This window comes from Arachidicoccus sp. (assembly GCF_050436765.1).
Lineage (GTDB): Bacteria > Bacteroidota > Bacteroidia > Chitinophagales > Chitinophagaceae > Arachidicoccus.
The window spans coordinates 1-16,930 of record NZ_JBNQGD010000266.1 but is presented as its reverse complement, the minus strand read 5'-3'; the positions used below and the strand labels follow the sequence as shown (position 1 = coordinate 16,930).

Sequence of the window (16,930 nt, the reverse complement as noted above, 5' to 3'; positions counted from 1 at the left end):
ATAGCCGCATCCGGATGCAGATGATCTATATGTTTGAAAGGAAGAAAACCATGTAACGGTGTATCAATTGACGGCGCTTTTGAATTAAGATCATAAATGCAATGATTAAATAAAGCTACCATTGAATCTTCTTGTTCAATTCCTTTATAAATATTTTTTAGGCTTCTTAAACGATCAACATATAGTGCTGCTAGCCCACTGCTTTTTAAGGTGCCTAAATCTCCACCTGATCCCTTTACCCACATTACCTCCACCTCTTCTCCGGTCAAAGGATCTTTTGCCATTGCTTTGCAGGAAGTATTGCCTCCGCCGTAATTGGTAAGTCTCAAATCTGCTCCCAATAAATTGGAACGATATATTAATAAAGCGACTTCATCGCCTGCAAGTTTTGCGGCTTCCGCCTTGTCCCATAGATAGCTAACGTGTTTAAAGCTTGTTGTTTCAACTGACATAATACTGTGTTGTTATTATAATAAATGATTAATGATTACTTAAGAGAGTTGCCATAACCCACTACCAATATAGAAATAATGATTATTGTTATGCCTAAAAATATAGTTCTGAATGTTTTTTTACTTACACCTTTCCACTCTTTTAGTGCCAGTCCCCAAATGTTGGCTACCAGAATTATAAATGCCATGTGCAATATCCATGAACTGGCACCATTGCCTAACTTGCTTTCACCCATGCCATAAAAGAAGAATTGTAAATACCAGGTTGTCCCTGCCAATGCGCAAAAAATATAGTTTTTTAATAAAGGTGTTTTTTTATTAATATAATCACCAAAAGATTTGTTGCGTGCGTTTAAAATCATGCACCATATAAAGTTGGTGGCAAGGCCGCCTAACATGATAATAATATAAGTAGCGTTGTTCTGAAAGAGGAATTCACCTTGCCCAGGATTGGCAATCTTCCATATAGCATTCGCTTGGTCGGCCATGACTTTACCTGCATCAATACCAAATGCGAAACATGCGCTTAATACACCAGAGACAATAGCTACAAATATGCCCAATCCAAATTTGTAATCAGATGCACCGTCTAATTTTTGTTCTCCCGGCAAATCTTTTTCCTTCATCATTCCTGCCTTCCCGCAGATAATAATGCCGATCACCGTAATAAGGATGCCTATTAATGTTATCTGTCCCCAAGTGTGGGATAACAAATCGGTAAAAGTATCATGTCCCGCGGAGGGATAGAAGTTGTAATAAATAGAAGGAATGAGGGAGCCAAAAACGGAGCAAAGTCCAAGTATGATTGTACTACCCAAAGAAACGCCCAGATAGCGGACGCCTAATCCATAAGTTAATCCCCCGATGCCCCACAAAACGCCAAAAATAAAGGTGTAGGAAAGTACCGTTCCGGCGGTATGTCGTATGATTTCAGAAAATTCAGGGATAGTCAGCCAAGCTGCTAAAAAGGGAATGAATAGCCAGGAGAATATTCCTCCTACAATCCACAGAGATTCCCACGCCCAACCCTTTACTTTTTTATACGGAATGTAAAAACTTCCGGAAGCAGCGCCTCCAAAAAAGTGATAAATGATGCCGAGGATTACTTCCATATGATTCCCTTATAGTTTTGAATAAGTTTTTGAATATACAATTTCAAAGATAAACGTATGTTTGTTATTAACTATCCTGCACTGTTATGCTTCCTCCTTTAATTTATTCTTTGTTTGCTTCGTTGGTGATATAAAACCAAATATGTCTAACTAGAAGGCCCGAACTTGCTCAAAGAATCCTCCATCTATTAAAAAGTAAAAATTACAATTTTAATTGTCAATTATACAAAACAAACCCCTAACTTTGGTTCGTTATTTATTTTGCTGTTCTTATGTGAGGAACTTCAGGGACAATTTATTTATGAATTATTTTTATTATATATGAAAAATTATGTGATTGGGATAGACTTCGGTACGGATTCAGTACGTTCAATAATAGCGAATGCTTTTAATGGCACGGAGGTGGTTTCATCGACCTTTTATTACCCTAGATGGAGTAAAGGGCTTTATTGCGAGACTGAAAATAATCAGTTTAGACAACATCCATTGGATTATATGGAAGGTATCGAAGCCACCATAAAAGATTGTATCGCGCAAGCGGGACAGGAGGTAGCCAGTTGTGTGCGGGCTATTTCAGTCGATAGTACGGGTTCTACACCGATAGCTGTGGATGTTACAGGTAAGCCGCTTGCGCTGACGCCGGCATTTGCCCAAAATCCGAACGCTATGTTTGTGCTTTGGAAAGATCATACTGCGGTTGAAGAAGCAGCGCAAATAAATAGCCATGCTAAAAAATTTGACACCAATTATCTTAAATATGTAGGAGGAATTTATTCTTCTGAATGGTATTGGGCAAAGTTATTACACATATTGCGCACTGATGAAAAAGTAGGTAAAGCGATGGCTGGGTGGGTAGAAAACTGCGACTGGGTTCCTTATTTATTAAGTGGGGGTAAAGATATCAAAGATTTAAAAAGAGGCGTCTGTGCAGCGGGGCATAAAGGATTGTGGGCAGAAGAATTTAACGGGTACCCACCAAATGATTTTTTTGCATCTTTAGATCCTTTATTAGATGGAGTCGTAGATAAAATGGATAAAACTGTCTACACTGCTGACAAACCAGTAGGAACTTTATGCAAAGAATGGGCTGATAAGCTAGGTCTCTCAACCAATGTAATAATCGGCGGTGGTGCTTTCGATTGTCACATGGGTTGCGTAGGTGGACAAATAGAACCTTATTATTTAAGTAAAGTAATGGGCACTTCTACTTGCGATATGCTGGTCGTGCCACAAAATGAGATAGGAGACACCCTGGTAAAGGGTATTTGTGGACAGGTTTCAGGTTCTATCATTCCTGGAATGGTCGGTTTAGAGGCTGGCCAGAGCGCATTTGGAGATATATATGCCTGGTTTAAAAATTTGTTGAGCTGGCCAATGCAATCTTTGTATGAAAAAATAAATCCGCAAAAGAAAGCGGCCATTGATATAAAAAATCAAATGGATCAAATCATCCCACTCTTGTCAGAAAAGGCGGCGGCGATTGAGGTCACAGAAAATGCGGAAATCGCTATTGATTGGCATAATGGAAGGAGAACACCCGATGCCAATCAAAGATTAAAAGGCGCTATTGCAGATATTAATTTGTCCAGTAATGCCCCGGAACTATTTCGGGCATTGACAGAAGCTACTTGCTTTGGGGCCAAAGCCATTGTAGAAAGATTTGTAGCAGAAGGAGTACCGGTAAAGGGCTTGATTGGTATTGGCGGTGTTGCCAAAAAGAATCCCTTCATCATGCAACAGATGGCAGATATAATGGACATGCCTATCAAAATACATAAATCGGAACAGAGTTGCGCTTTAGGTGCTGCAATGTTTGCCGCTACCGCAGCTGGTATTTATCCAAATGTGGAATCGGCAATGAATGCAATGGGGCAGGGCTTTGACAAAGTTTATATGCCGAACGAAAATGTAACGGAAGTCTATGCCAAACGATACGAGAAATATAAATCATTGGCCAAGTCCATTGAAGCACGTTATTAAAGTCTGAGAATAAATTTTAAGAATAATTATGGATAAATATCAATCAATAAAGCAGGCTGCTTACCAAGCCAATATGCTTTTGCCCAAATATAATTTGGTCGTTTTTACATTTGGGAATGTAAGCGTGGTAGACAGAACAGAAAAGGTTTTTGCCATCAAACCCAGCGGTGTCCCTTATGAAAAATTGTCTCCTGAAAGCATGGTGATTGTTGATTTCGAAGGAAATACTGTCGAAGGAGAATTGAGACCTTCTTCTGACACGCTTACCCATGCATTGTTATATAAAACGTGGGATAATATAGGCAGCATCGTACATACACACAGTACTTATGCTACAGCTTGGGCGCAGGCGCAACAGGATATTCCAATTTTTGGTACGACACATGCAGATCATTTAGTAACAGATGTTCCCTGTGCACCACCAATGGATGATGAGATGATTCGAGGTAATTATGAACACGAAACAGGTTTTCAAATCATCAATGAATTAAAAGCACGCCATCTTAGCTATGAAGAAGTAGAAATGATCTTGGTGGGCAATCATGCACCATTTACCTGGGGTAAAACTGCCGATAAAGCCGTTTATAATAGTACTGTTCTTGAGTCAATTGCACAAATGGCGTATCTCACAAGGCAAATAAATCCTAACGCCGCCAGATTAAAAGATGCGCTTATTGCCAAACATTATGAAAGAAAACATGGCGGTAACGCTTATTATGGGCAAGAATAAATTGGACAATATTTTACTAAAATAATCAATACACAAAAGAAAATAAAATGACAAAAACATTCAAAGATTCAGAGATTTGGTTTATCGTTGGAAGCCAACATTTATACGGGGAAGAAACTTTAAAACAAGTGGCAGAACACGCTGGCGAGATTGCTAAAGCTTTTAATCAATCGACGCAAATACCCGCCAATGTGGTATTAAAGCCTACAGTAAAAACGACGGAAGAAATTTTTCAGACATTTATTGATGCCAATCAATCTCAGAACTGTATTGGTGTTATTTGCTGGATGCATACCTTTTCCCCTGCTAAAATGTGGGTGAGAGCATTGCATATTTTGCAAAAACCAATTTTGCATTTGCACACACAATTCAATAGGGATATACCATGGTCAAGTATTGATATGGATTTTATGAACCTTAACCAGAGTGCTCATGGTGACCGAGAATTTGGCCATGCTTTTGCTAAGCTTAGAAAGAATAGAAAAGTCGTGGTAGGTTTTTGGGGTGAAGAAGATGTACAAAAACAAATTGGTGACTGGGTGCGCGTAGCCGCGGGCTGGGCCGATTGGCAAGGCGCTAAGATTGCGCGTTTTGGTGATAATATGCGTTTTGTAGCCGTAACAGATGGAGACAAAGTAAGTGCTGAATTGCAATTAGGATTCTCTGTGAACACCTATGCTGTAGGTGATTTAGTGAAAGTTGTCAATGCGATCAGTGATAGTGAAGTAGAAAAATTGATGCAGGAGTATGAAGATACTTACCGGCTCGTCGCTTCTTTACAAAAGGGCGGTGCACAGCGAAGTTCGTTGTATGAAGCGGCTAAAATAGAATTAGGCTTAAAGGCCTTTTTGGAAGATGGTAATTTCAAAGGCTTTACAGACACGTTTGAAGATCTACACGGTTTGGCACAGCTGCCAGGAATTGCAGTTCAAAGGCTAATGGCGGCTGGTTATGGTTTTGCCGGTGAAGGCGATTGGAAAACGGCGGCACTTGTAAGAGCGATGAAAACAATGGGTAAAGGATTAAAAGGAGGCAATGCTTTTATGGAAGATTATACCTATCATTTTGATCCGAAAAATCCATTAGTGATGGGTTCGCATATGTTGGAGGTAGATCCTTGCATAAGTTCGGAGAAAGCCTCTTGTGAAGTACATCCTTTGGGTATTGGTGGTAAAGCCGACCCGGTAAGACTTGTATTTAATGGAGATCCGGGAAATGCATTGGTGGCGAGCTTTGTAGATTTAGGCAATCGTTTTAGATTAATTATTAATGAAGTGGATGGAGTAGAAGCGAAAAACGATTTACCAAAATTGCCGGTAGCACGCATTCTTTGGAAACCCAAACCAAATTTAGAGACCGCAGCAGCAGCTTGGATTTTAGCTGGTGGGGCGCATCATACATGTTATAGCCAAAACATCAGTACACAGCAATTGGAAGACTTTGCTGAAATTGCCAATATGGAAAGCGTTGTTATTGATGGTGATACTTCTCTAAGACAGTTTAAGAATGAATTAAGGTGGAACGAAACCTGTTTTAAATAATAAAAAAAAGCAACTGATTATGCAAATGAATTCCTTCGATGCGAAACCTGGTCAGAACTTGGGTACGCATTACAACTACAACAAAGGTTATGTATTGCTCATTAGCCTTATTGCGGCTATGGGTGGATTGATGTTCGGGTTTGATTTAGGTATAATTACCGGAGTGATTCCATTCATCCAAAAACAATTCCATTTGGAAAGCTTTATGCTAGGCTGGGTGGTAGCCATTTTTGAAGTAGGTTGTATGGCTGGTACTTTTTTAACGGCTTGGTTGACCGATAAATATGGGCGAAAGAAAACGTTAATTTTTACTGCTTTTATACTCATCCTGACAACCATTGCAGTTGCACTTTCTCAAAATGCATTTGACTTGGCTGGATGGCGCTTTGCACAAGGTATCGGTGTGGGAGCTGCCTCCGTATTATCGCCGATGTATATTGCAGAAATCGCACCTGCCCCTATACGCGGTAAATTGGTTACGACCAACCAATTGACCATTATCTTAGGTATTTTATTAGCAACTGTGGTGAGTTATTGTTTTGGTGACCCCAACAATGTAGAAAGCTGGCGCTGGATGTTCGGCGCTGCGGTCGTTCCTGCTACCATATTTTTTGGAGCCTTATTTATTATTCCAGAAAGTCCACGTTGGTTAGTAAAAGCACATTTTAATGATAAAGCAGAAGAGGTCCTAAAGAAAATTGGTGATAATGACTTTGCCGCAAAGGAACTAAAGGAAATTAATGATTCACTGAAATCAAGTGATAAGCACGGTACCTATAAACAGTTATTTGGGAAAGTGCTGTTGCCGACCTTATTGATTGGGTTTGGCTTAGCTACCCTACAGCAGTTTTCAGGTGCAAATAGCGTAACGGCCTATATGCAATTGATTTTCCAGAAAGCTAATATCAACATTAAAGACGGTCTACTGAATGCGGTATTTGTAGGTTTGGTATTTTTCCTCTTTACTATTTTGGCTATTGCTTTGATAGATAAAATGGGAAGGAAAAAATTGATGCTCGTTGGCACTTCAGGTATGGCCTTAATGTTGTTTTTATTGGCTTGGTCATTTGACAGTGCGAATGTAAATGGGACAATCGTGTTCATTTTTGTGATGGCTTATATTGGTATTTATGCCTTCACGTTAGCTCCTGTAACTTGGGTTCTTCTGTCTGAAATATTCCCTAATCATATACGAAGTAAAGCTTTATCTTTAGCTTCTTGTGTTTTGTGGCTAGCGACTTTTTTGGTAGTTTTTATTTCTCCTTATTTACTAAAATTGAGTCCTGTGGTAAATTTTAGTATTTTTGGCGTCTGTAATATTATTGGTTTCTTTTTTGTGTGGCGCTGGGTGCCGGAAACCAAGGGTAAAACCTTGGAGGAATTGGAAACTATGCTTACTGGAACTGGAGCCATGCTTTAAAAATAGCTTAAATATATTTGATCTAAAAACCCTTTTATGATAAAACGCAGATACCAGGTAAAAAAATTATTATTGGCTGTTGACTGTATAATTTTTGGGTACGACGATGGTGGTTTGAAATTGTTAGTTATCGAGCGTGGTTTCGAACCATTGAAAGGTGCGTGGAGTTTGGTAGGAGGGTTTGTAAAAGAAAACGAAAGCGCAGAAGACGCAGCTAGCAGGGTTCTGAATGGGCTTACGGGCTTAGAGGGCGTTTACATGGAACAAATGCGTGTTTTTAGTGCGCCGGATAGGGATTGTGAAGAAAGGACAGTGGCAGTTGCCTTTTTTGCGCTGATTGATATTAAAAAATACCAACAACAAATATCTTCCGGATATCATGCAAAATGGGTTAGCATTAATGATTACCCTGAGTTGATTTTTGACCATAATATTATGGTAGAGATGGCGAAAGAACAATTGCGTTATCGTGCAGCGCTACATCCATTATTATTCGAACTTTTACCCGAAAAATTTACAATACCTCAAGCACAACAATTGTTTGAAGAATTGTATAATGTGAGTTTTGACCCGGGAAATTTTAGTCGTAAACTTACTTCTACCAGTATGCTTATAAAGCAGATAGATCGAGATAAGTTAAGCTCGAAAAAGGGTGCCTATTATTATAAATTGGATAGAAAAAAATATAAGGATGGCTTCAGTACTTTTCTCAATTTCGTTTATAAGCCGGAATTTAAAAAGAAAGATGCTAAGGCCTCGAAAACAAAAGACAAATAATTTTCAGATAAAATCTAAAAAGGAGTATAATGAAAACAAAAAAAATAATTCCATTTCTTGCTATAGCAACGATGAGCACTTTTTTATTTTCTTGTCAAAGTGAACAAACGAAAACTAAAGAGAAGGTGTCGCATAATGCTGTACAGGTAAAGGATTGGGGTAGTTATGAAGGGCAGACTGTTTATTCTTATCAGTTGGATAATGGTAATGGGTCTAAGATATGCATTTCCAATTATGGAGGCACCATTACAAGTTGGTTATTCCCAGATAAACAGGGGGATACTACGCAGGTAATTATAGGCTTTGATAGTTTAAGCGGCTATTTGGCGCATCCGCCTTATTTCGGAGCTTTGATTGGTCGATATGCCAATAGAATTGCAAAAGGTAAGTTTACCTTAGATGGTAAACAATATCAGTTAGCAACAAATGATGGCGCTAATCATTTACATGGCGGTAATGTAGGTTTTGATAAGGTATTGTGGAAAGTTTCTGTGCCCGATAGTACCAAGCCCGAACTTGTTTTAAACTACATTTCCAAAGATGGGGAAGAAGGTTATCCTGGAGAGGTAAATGTTACAGTCCATTATATTTTAGACAAGGACAATGCTTTGAAAATTACCTATGATGCCACTACGACCAAAGCTACTCCCATCAATTTAACCAACCATGCTTATTTTAATTTATCTGGAGATTTAAGTAAGACAATTTTGAGCGATTTTCTGATGATTAATGCCGACAATTATACTCCGGTTGTTGCTCAAATACCAACAGGCAAAATTGTTCCCGTTAAAGGAACGCCATTCGATTTTACTACACCAACTGCTATAGGTGCAAGGATTGCACAAGTTCCAGGTGGTTACGATCATAATTTTGTGCTTAATACAAATGGTGATATTCATAAATTGGCAGCTTCGATCAGTGACACTTCTACCGGAAGGTTATTAGAAGTCTATACCACAGAGCCCGGAATACAGTTTTATTCAGGCAACTTTTTGGATGGATCTTTAACTGCAAGAGGGCAAAAAATAAATAAATACACAGGTGTAACTTTAGAAACACAGCATTTTCCGGATAGCCCTAATCAAAAGAATTTCCCCAATACCATTTTGAGGCCAGGAGAAAAATTCCATCAAGAAGCTATTTATAAATTATCTTTAAAATAGATTTTATAAGTTTATAGTAGATGAAACAATGCTCATTCGAAAATGAATTTTGATTATATAAAAATAGATCCTTATTCGGCAACACCCATGTATATTCAATTGTCCAATGCCATTATTTCTGCTATGGAATTGGGACATTTGAAGCAAGACGATATTCTGCCTTCCATAAACGATTTAAGCGCGGAACTTGAAATATCCAGAGATACGGCAGAGAAAGGATATAAAAGACTGAAGGGGATGAATGTGCTGGGTTCCGTACCGGGTAAGGGCTATTTTATAAAAGTTTCGAGTTATACACCAAGACTAAAGATTTTCTTGCTTTTTAATAAATTAAGTGCTCATAAGAAAATCTTGTATGATGCTTTCATTGCTTCTTTAGATGAGGATACGCTTGTTGATTTTTATATTTATAATAACGACTTCAAGCTTTTTAAAAAACTGCTATCTGAAAGAAAAGATGATTACACACATTATGTAATCATTCCACATTTTATAGAAGGAGAGGATTTGGTGCCTGAATTGATCAATCATCTACCTCCTGAAAAAGTTGTATTGCTCGACAAGAAATTGCCATTCCTAAGAAATAAGTGTGCAGTGGTTTACGAAAATTTTGAGAATGATATTTATAGTGCCTTGGAAACAGCCTTAGAGCGACTGAGTAAATATCACACTATTAAGATTGTCTTCCCAAAACAAAGTTATTACCCTAAGGAAATTATCATAGGGTTCAAAAAATTCTGCCAGCAATATGCTTTCAGGTATGAAGTAATAGACGATTTAGTAGACGAGAAATTACTTGTCGGCTCGGTTTATATTACGGTAATAGAAAATGATCTTGTGTCTTTGATTGAGAAGGCTAATGAACAAGGGGTGACAATCGGAAAAGATTTGGGCATTATTTCATACAATGAGACGCCGCTTAAAAGAATTATCTTAAAAGGCATTACAACTATTTCAACCGATTTTAAGCAGATGGGGATATTAACGGCTGACCTTATTTCCAGTCAGCAAATTAAACAGGTGGAAGTTCCTTTCTCTATTGTCTTAAGAGATTCGCTGTAAAAAATATTCACTTTGGATTCATAGAGGTAGATACACGAGGAGTATTATTTTTTAAAATATTGCAATCGATTGCAATATTTTAAAAAAATGTTCTATATTGCAATTGAATTAAAGTTCATTTGCGTTACAACCGTTTTTTTGACTTATTCATTTATTCTCATTTTTAAATTATAAATTTGACCGGGATGAAAAAATATTTTCTCAATTTTCTTTCTATCTGTTTATTGCTTGCACCCGTTTTTCAAGGGAAATCACAAGTTTTTAAAGACCCTACAAAATCTGTCAATGCCAGAGTAAATGATTTTATTTCGAAATTGACTTTAGATGAAAAAATAAATCAATTGATGAATGCGACCCCTGCCATTCCAAGATTGGGCGTACCTTCTTATAACTGGTGGAATGAGGCTTTGCATGGCGTTGGTCGCTCGGGCGTTGCGACTGTATTCCCGCAAGCCATTGGTGAAGCCGCAACATTTGATCCGGCTTTACTTAAACAAGTCTCTTCCGCTATTTCGGATGAAGCGAGAGCCAGTTTTAATATTGACCGCAAACGAGGTTATGAATTGCATTACGGCGGGTTGTCGTTCTGGACACCTAATATTAATATTTTTCGTGACCCCAGGTGGGGTCGTGGTCAGGAGACGTACGGGGAGGATCCATTTTTGACTTCCCAAATGGGCGTGGCGTTTGTCCAAGGTTTGCAGGGTGATAATCCCAATTATTTAAAGGCTGCAGCTTGTGCCAAGCATTTCGCCGTTTATAGTGGTCCCGAAGGTGATAGGCACTCTTTTAATGCCATAGCGACAAAATTAGACTTACACGAAACTTATTTTCCTGCCTTTAAAGCTTTGGTAAAGGCAGGTGTAGAATCTGTGATGGCGGCTTATAACGCAGTCAATGGAATACCTTGTAGCGGGAATGGTTATTTATTGGACACCGTTTTGAGACAGGATTGGGGCTTCAAAGGACATATCGTTTCTGACTGTGATGCCGTTGCCGATATCTTCCAGTTTCACAAAACGGTTGAAACGCCGGAAGCTGCTGCCGCGCTCGCTATCAACAACGGGCTTGATTTGAATTGTGGTAATACTTTTACGGCACTTGATAATGCAGTAAAACAAGGATTGACCACTGAGGCGAAAATCGATAGTGCCTTAGCGAACCTTACCCGCACAAGAATTAAGTTAGGCTTATTTAATCCGGTAGGAACGGATCCTTATGATAAGATTGGTGCTGATGTAATCAATAGTGAAGCGCATCGACAACTGGCACTTAAGGCGGCCGAAGAGTCAATAGTTTTATTGAAAAATGATGGAGCATTACCTTTAAAAAATGATTTGCCCAAATATTTCATCACCGGCCCTAATGCCTCGACCATCAACGCTCTAATAGGGAATTATTATGGTGTAAATAACAAAATGACTACTATATTAGAAGGTATTGCCGGGCAGGTTTCCAAAGGGAGCCAATTACAGTTTAAACAAGGCATTATGTTGAACGCGCCTAATTCTAATCCGGAAGATTGGACAACCGGAGATGCGAAAGAGTGTGATGTTATTTTTGCTGTCTTAGGGATCGATGGCACTATAGAAGGAGAAGAGGGTGATGCGCTTGCCTCATCAACTTATGGCGATAGACTGGATTATAATTTGCCCAAAAACCAAATTGATTTTTTAAAGAAGCTTAGAGATGGTTATAAAGGAAAAATTATTACCATTATTACAGGTGGAAGCCCAATGAATTTGGAAGAAGTGCATAAATTGTCCGATGCAGTTTTGTTGGTTTGGTATCCTGGTGAAGAAGGTGGAAACGCGGTTGCAAATGTGATTTTTGGTAGAGTTTCTCCTTCCGGAAAATTACCTGTTACCTTCCCCATGTCTTTAGATCAATTGCCTGCTTTTACTGATTATTCTATGAAAGGCCGTACTTATCGTTTTATGTCGGATAAACCAATGTATCCTTTTGGTTTTGGACTTTCTTATACCAACTTTATCTATAAGAATAATAAAACGGACAAAAAAGAAATAACGAAAAATCAATCTTTTGACGTAGAAGCGACAGTTACTAATTCCGGAAAAGTAGCTTCGGATGAAGTGGTGCAAATGTATTTATCTGTTGCGCAACAAGATTATCTAACGCCGTTATATTCCTTAAAAGGATTTAAACGTATCTCGCTGAAGCCCAATGAATCTAAAATAGTGCACTTTACTGTTACACCTCAAGAGATGCAAATTTATAATACAGACGGCAAAGCGGTCATTCCAAATGGTGAGTTGAAAATATATATTGGCGGAAGCTCTCCGATTGAAAGGAGCCAAGAATTAGGTGCTTCAAAACTAGTAGCTGCAAGTGTAGCTATTAAAAATTAATAGATGAAAAATCTGGGAAAAGCAATAATGCTTATTATAGGTGGATTTGTTTTTTCGATGGGGTGCAATTATACTGGTCATTTTTCTAAATCCTCATCAGAAAAGGGCTTAAAGGATTATTATAAAAATTATTTTCCTATTGGTGTAGCTGTGAATATTCATAATATCGCGGGCAAGCAGGGTGCACTTATACTAAAAGAGTTTAATAGTGTTACACCAGAAAATGACATGAAAATGGGCCCCATTCACCCTGCACCAAATTTTTATAATTGGGGTAATGCAGATTCTATTGTCGATTTTGCTGTTAGAAATCATCTGAAAATTCGGGGTCATAATCTGTGTTGGCATCAACAAACACCAGGTTGGCTATTTGTAGACAAGGAAGGCAAGACAGTTTCTAAGGATACGCTATTAGGACGGTTAAGAAGCCATATTTTTACCGTCGTTAATCGATATAAACATGCGGTCTATGCCTGGGACGTAGTCAATGAAGCCATATCGGATGATAGTACAGAGCTTTTGCGCAATTCTAAATGGTATCAAATATGTGGCGAAGATTTTATCGATAGCGCGTTTTGTTATGCACACGAGGCTGATCCGAATGCCCAACTATTTTATAATGATTATAATGTTATCCGCCCTGAAAAAAGGAAAAGAGTCTATCGGCTTCTGAAAGGATTACTTGCTAAAGGTATTCCCGTTACAGGTATCGGTATTCAGGCCCATTGGTCTATTTATGAACCTACGAAGGAAGAATTAGTGTCTACAATTAAATTATTTGCTTCTTTAGGGTTGAAAATTCAGTTTACTGAAGTTGATATTTCCATTTTCCCTTGGGAGAAAAACCAGCGCGCGAAAAAACCGAATGAGAATGATGAGTATAGCATGGCATTAAAAGCGAAACAAGCAAGTGAATATAAGATGGTATTTGACATTTTTAGAAAATATAAAGAATATATTAACGGTGTTACGTTCTGGAATGTATCCGACAAAGATACCTGGCTGGATCATTATCCGGTGGAAGGCAGAAAAAATTACCCTTTATTATTTGATACTTCTTTGCAACGTAAGCCGGTTTATTGGGATGTGGTTAAATTTTAAGAAAGTTTAATACTGTTCTGATGGTTATAGAGATTTTAATTTTAATAAAATGAATATATCAAAATATCGTTTTGTAATTGTATTGTTATTACTTCTCTGTATTTCTGAAGGCGGATTTGCACAATTAAAATTACCCAGGCTTATTAGCGACGGAATGATTTTGCGGAGAGATACCAATGTCAAATTATGGGGATGGTCAAAGCCGGAGAAAAAGGTCATTCTTCATTTTAATCACAAAATATTTAAAGCTAAGACAGATGCACAAGGCAAGTGGCAAATAATCCTTCCTGCACAAAAAGCAGGAGGTCCTTATGTAATGACTTTTACGAGTGATGAAAAGTCTGTTGAATTGAAAGACATATTGTTTGGTGACGTCTGGGTATGTGCCGGACAATCCAATATGGAACATACGGTAGGCAGCTTTAAATATATTTATGCAGGTGTTATAGCTAGAAGTGCCAATCCAAATATCAGGCAATTTAAAGTGCCCGAAACTTACAATTTTAAGGAAGCGTTGAATGATTTGCCAGGTGGAGAGTGGAAGTCAGCCAACCCGCAAAATGTACTAGACTTTTCCGCTGTGGCTTATTTTTTTGCCAAAGATATTTATAATAAATATAAAATCCCTATTGGTATTATCAATGCTTCATTGGGTGGTTCTCCGGCTGAGTCATGGATTAGTGAAAACTCTTTGAAAAGGTTTCCTGCGTTGTATCAAGAAGGACAGAAATTTAAAAATGACGCGCTTATTGCGAACATTCAAAAGCACGATGATAGTGTTAGTAATCATTGGTACACACTTTTAAATAAAAAAGATAAGGGGTTGGAAGCAAATTGGGTTAGCAATAATTTGAAAGATGACAATTGGGATCAAATGGATATTCCCGGTTATTGGGGTGATGAAGGTCAAAGCAGTTTTAATGGTGTGGTCTGGTTCAGAAAATCAATCAATATTCCTAAAGAAATGACTGGTAAACCTGCCATGATTTGGTTAGGGCGAATTGTAGATGCGGATTCGGTTTTTATTAATGGGAATTTTGTCGGTGCGACCTCCTATTTATATCCCCGCAGACGCTATGAATTTCCTGCTGGCATTTTAAAAGAAGGCCGCAATGAACTTGTAGTTCGCGTGGTTAGTAATGCTGCTAAAGGGGGATTTGTCCCAGGCAAACGTTATGAAATAATTGCTGCAAATGATACCGTCAGTGTAGCAGGTTTATGGAAATATAAAATAGGTGCTGTAATGCCTGAGTTACCGTCGCAAACGTTTATTCGTTGGAAACCGGGTGGCTTATATAATGCAATGATTGCACCATTGCTGAATTATAGAATTAAAGGCGCACTTTGGTATCAGGGGGAATCAAATGCGAACTACCCCGATAATTATGATTCATTAATGCGTTCGCTTATTTTTGATTGGCGTGAACATTGGAAACTGGGTGATTTCCCTTTTTATTATGTGCAACTACCCAATTTTGAACCGGCAAATTCGGCACCGTCTGAAAGTGATTGGGCTGAGCTAAGACAGAAACAATTTAACACCTTATCTGTCGCCAATACTGGTATGGCCGTTACAATAGGTTTGGGCGAATGGAATGATATTCATCCTGTAAAAAAGCAAGAAGTTGGTCGCCGTTTGGCTTTATGGGCTCGGCATTTTGTGTATGGCGAATCTTCTCTTAATTACTCCGGACCTTTATTTAAATCAATCGAGAGAAAAGGAGATAAACTGATTTTATCTTTTACAAATGTAGATGGGGGATTATCGACTGGTGACCAGGAGCCATTAACTTATTTTTCGATAGCAGGAAAAGATAAAAAATATATTTGGGCTAAAGCAAAAATTGAGGGTGGTCATGTAATTGTTTATAGTAGTAGGGTTGACAACCCTGTATATGTCAGATACGCTTGGGCCGATAATCCTGAAGGAGCCAATCTTTGTAATACGGACGGATTACCGGCGTCACCATTTGAAGCCAGTGTTAATTATTGATATTTTTTATAATCTTTCTTTAAAGAAGATTGTCTTATTATTATTTCCGACGGAATAGTGATTGTTTGATCGATAAGTTTTTTGTTGTTCTTTTTGAGTTTAATTTTTTTCATTAGTTCTTCAGCGGCAACCTCGCCCATTAATATTCCCGGATAGTCTATTGTCGAAAGTTTAGGCGTAATTAGGTCTCCTAATGTATCGTTATTAAATCCAAACACGGCAATGTCTTTCGGTACGCGTAAGTTATGTTCATGCAAGACTTCTATACATACTGCAGCCGCAAAGTCGCTCGTTATAAAGAAGGCATCAGGTTTTTGTTTAAGTAATTCGTTTGTCGCTGCAATAGTTTCTGCTTTATCTAGATTGCAGACTTTCACCAGTTCTTTTTTGAAAGTTATTTTATTATTTTTTAGTGCTTTTTTATAGCCAAGAAAGCGATCATTATAAACGTTACGAGCCAGGTCAGCTGTTATGTGTGCGATCTTTTTGCAGCCTTGTGCTATTAAGTGAGCGGTGGCGTTATAACCACAATTAAAATTATCAATTACTACTTTTGTGCAGTCGGCCTCTGGAATTATACGGTCAAAAAAGACGACGGGTATTTTTCGTTCAAAATAAGGCGTAAAATGATCTATGTTTTTTGAACTAAGAGCAAGCGATACAATTAAGCCATCAACCCTCTTATTCAATAAGTTCTTGGCATTGGCGATTTCTTTTTCTCCTGACTCTGCCGAGTGTGTAATTAAAATATCGTAGTGTTCTTTGGCAAGAACTTTTTCAATTCCAGCAAGCACAGAAGTGATGAAATTACTATTAACTTCATGTAGTAATATGCCAATTGTTTTGGTTTGTTGCTTGCGTAGATTACTTGCGAGTGTATTATGCTGGTAGCCCATTTCTTTGGCTGTCGCATGAATTTTTTCCCTTGTTTTTTTATTGATACGTGGATTGTCGTTTAATCCTCGGCTGACAGTCGTAGCAGAGATACCTAATTTATCCGCGATGTCGTAAATGGTTATTTCTTTTTGCATAGTTGTTTTACAAAAATATTTTTTAAATTCTATAAAAAAAATTGCAATCGATTGCAAATTATATTAAAAATGTTATACTTTAGCATTCTAAAATGTTTTCTACTAAAAATATAGTAAAACGAGTTGTCGGAGAATAAATAAACATTAATCAAAAATATGCTTTTATTAGGAATAGATATAGGTACTTCGTCGATAAAGG

Annotated in this window: 13 protein-coding genes; 10 read left to right on the top strand and 3 right to left on the bottom strand. The window is 38.0% G+C overall.

From position 1 onward, the window contains the following. On the bottom strand, positions 1 to 452 hold a 452-nt coding region (locus tag ACQR30_RS11655), incomplete at its 3' end, for a class II aldolase/adducin family protein (protein ID WP_429735259.1). A 35-nt stretch (positions 453 to 487) separates the two neighbouring features. Then, entirely contained in the window at positions 488 to 1,564 is a 1,077-nt protein-coding gene (rhaT, locus tag ACQR30_RS11650; protein ID WP_429735257.1) for an L-rhamnose/proton symporter RhaT, read from the bottom strand. 321 nt (positions 1,565 to 1,885) lie between these two features. On the opposite strand from rhaT, the gene ACQR30_RS11645 reads away from it, so the two are divergent. From ACQR30_RS11645 to ACQR30_RS11600, 10 genes are all read left to right on the top strand, one after another. Next, positions 1,886 to 3,544, top strand: coding sequence for a ribulokinase (locus ACQR30_RS11645; protein WP_429735255.1), 1,659 nt, complete (start codon positions 1,886 to 1,888; stop codon positions 3,542 to 3,544). A gap of 28 nt (positions 3,545 to 3,572) precedes the next feature. Further along, the gene (locus ACQR30_RS11640) at positions 3,573 to 4,274 is read left to right on the top strand and encodes an L-ribulose-5-phosphate 4-epimerase (RefSeq protein ID WP_429735253.1); all 702 of its coding nucleotides are present in this window, start codon (positions 3,573 to 3,575) and stop codon (positions 4,272 to 4,274) included. Between the two features lie 47 nt (positions 4,275 to 4,321). Then, positions 4,322 to 5,815 (top strand): L-arabinose isomerase, encoded by a 1,494-nt coding sequence (gene araA, locus ACQR30_RS11635; RefSeq protein ID WP_429735251.1) that lies wholly within the window; start codon positions 4,322 to 4,324, stop codon positions 5,813 to 5,815. Between the two features lie 19 nt (positions 5,816 to 5,834). Next, entirely contained in the window at positions 5,835 to 7,235 is a 1,401-nt protein-coding gene (locus ACQR30_RS11630) for a sugar porter family MFS transporter (RefSeq protein ID WP_429735249.1), read from the top strand. Between the two features lie 36 nt (positions 7,236 to 7,271). Then, on the top strand, positions 7,272 to 8,012 hold the full coding sequence (locus ACQR30_RS11625) for an NUDIX hydrolase (RefSeq protein WP_429735247.1): 741 nt from the start codon (positions 7,272 to 7,274) through the stop codon (positions 8,010 to 8,012). A 29-nt stretch (positions 8,013 to 8,041) separates the two neighbouring features. Continuing rightward, on the top strand, positions 8,042 to 9,175 hold the full coding sequence (locus tag ACQR30_RS11620) for an aldose epimerase family protein (protein ID WP_429735245.1): 1,134 nt from the start codon (positions 8,042 to 8,044) through the stop codon (positions 9,173 to 9,175). A gap of 42 nt (positions 9,176 to 9,217) precedes the next feature. Next, positions 9,218 to 10,237, top strand: coding sequence for a GntR family transcriptional regulator (locus ACQR30_RS11615; RefSeq protein ID WP_429735243.1), 1,020 nt, complete (start codon positions 9,218 to 9,220; stop codon positions 10,235 to 10,237). 185 nt (positions 10,238 to 10,422) lie between these two features. Further along, positions 10,423 to 12,606 (top strand): glycoside hydrolase family 3 N-terminal domain-containing protein, encoded by a 2,184-nt coding sequence (locus ACQR30_RS11610; protein ID WP_429735241.1) that lies wholly within the window; start codon positions 10,423 to 10,425, stop codon positions 12,604 to 12,606. Between the two features lie 3 nt (positions 12,607 to 12,609). Beyond that, positions 12,610 to 13,707 carry an endo-1,4-beta-xylanase gene (locus tag ACQR30_RS11605; protein ID WP_429735239.1) on the top strand — a complete coding sequence of 366 codons (1,098 nt, stop codon included), beginning with the start codon at positions 12,610 to 12,612 and terminating at the stop codon, positions 13,705 to 13,707. Positions 13,708 to 13,756: 49 nt separating this feature from the next. Then, positions 13,757 to 15,700 (top strand): sialate O-acetylesterase, encoded by a 1,944-nt coding sequence (locus ACQR30_RS11600; RefSeq protein WP_429735237.1) that lies wholly within the window; start codon positions 13,757 to 13,759, stop codon positions 15,698 to 15,700. On the opposite strand, the gene ACQR30_RS11595 is transcribed toward ACQR30_RS11600, so the two are convergent. After that, the gene (locus ACQR30_RS11595) at positions 15,694 to 16,731 is read right to left on the bottom strand and encodes a LacI family DNA-binding transcriptional regulator (RefSeq protein WP_429735235.1); all 1,038 of its coding nucleotides are present in this window, start codon (positions 16,729 to 16,731) and stop codon (positions 15,694 to 15,696) included. The two genes, ACQR30_RS11600 and ACQR30_RS11595, sit on opposite strands and share 7 nt — an antisense overlap. Between the last annotated feature and the right edge of the window lie 199 nt (positions 16,732 to 16,930).

Bases quoted from the DNA above. Each gene is read 5' to 3' on its own strand.
- rhaT (WP_429735257.1), bottom strand. From the start codon at position 1,564: ATGGAAGTAATCCTCGGCATCATTTATCACTTTTTTGGAGGCGCTGCT.
- ACQR30_RS11645 (WP_429735255.1), top strand. From the start codon at position 1,886: ATGAAAAATTATGTGATTGGGATAGACTTCGGTACGGATTCAGTACGT.
- ACQR30_RS11640 (WP_429735253.1), top strand. From the start codon at position 3,573: ATGGATAAATATCAATCAATAAAGCAGGCTGCTTACCAAGCCAATATG.
- araA (WP_429735251.1), top strand. From the start codon at position 4,322: ATGACAAAAACATTCAAAGATTCAGAGATTTGGTTTATCGTTGGAAGC.
- ACQR30_RS11630 (WP_429735249.1), top strand. From the start codon at position 5,835: ATGCAAATGAATTCCTTCGATGCGAAACCTGGTCAGAACTTGGGTACG.
- ACQR30_RS11625 (WP_429735247.1), top strand. From the start codon at position 7,272: ATGATAAAACGCAGATACCAGGTAAAAAAATTATTATTGGCTGTTGAC.
- ACQR30_RS11620 (WP_429735245.1), top strand. From the start codon at position 8,042: ATGAAAACAAAAAAAATAATTCCATTTCTTGCTATAGCAACGATGAGC.
- ACQR30_RS11615 (WP_429735243.1), top strand. From the start codon at position 9,218: ATGAATTTTGATTATATAAAAATAGATCCTTATTCGGCAACACCCATG.
- ACQR30_RS11610 (WP_429735241.1), top strand. From the start codon at position 10,423: ATGAAAAAATATTTTCTCAATTTTCTTTCTATCTGTTTATTGCTTGCA.
- ACQR30_RS11605 (WP_429735239.1), top strand. From the start codon at position 12,610: ATGAAAAATCTGGGAAAAGCAATAATGCTTATTATAGGTGGATTTGTT.
- ACQR30_RS11600 (WP_429735237.1), top strand. From the start codon at position 13,757: ATGAATATATCAAAATATCGTTTTGTAATTGTATTGTTATTACTTCTC.
- ACQR30_RS11595 (WP_429735235.1), bottom strand. From the start codon at position 16,731: ATGCAAAAAGAAATAACCATTTACGACATCGCGGATAAATTAGGTATC.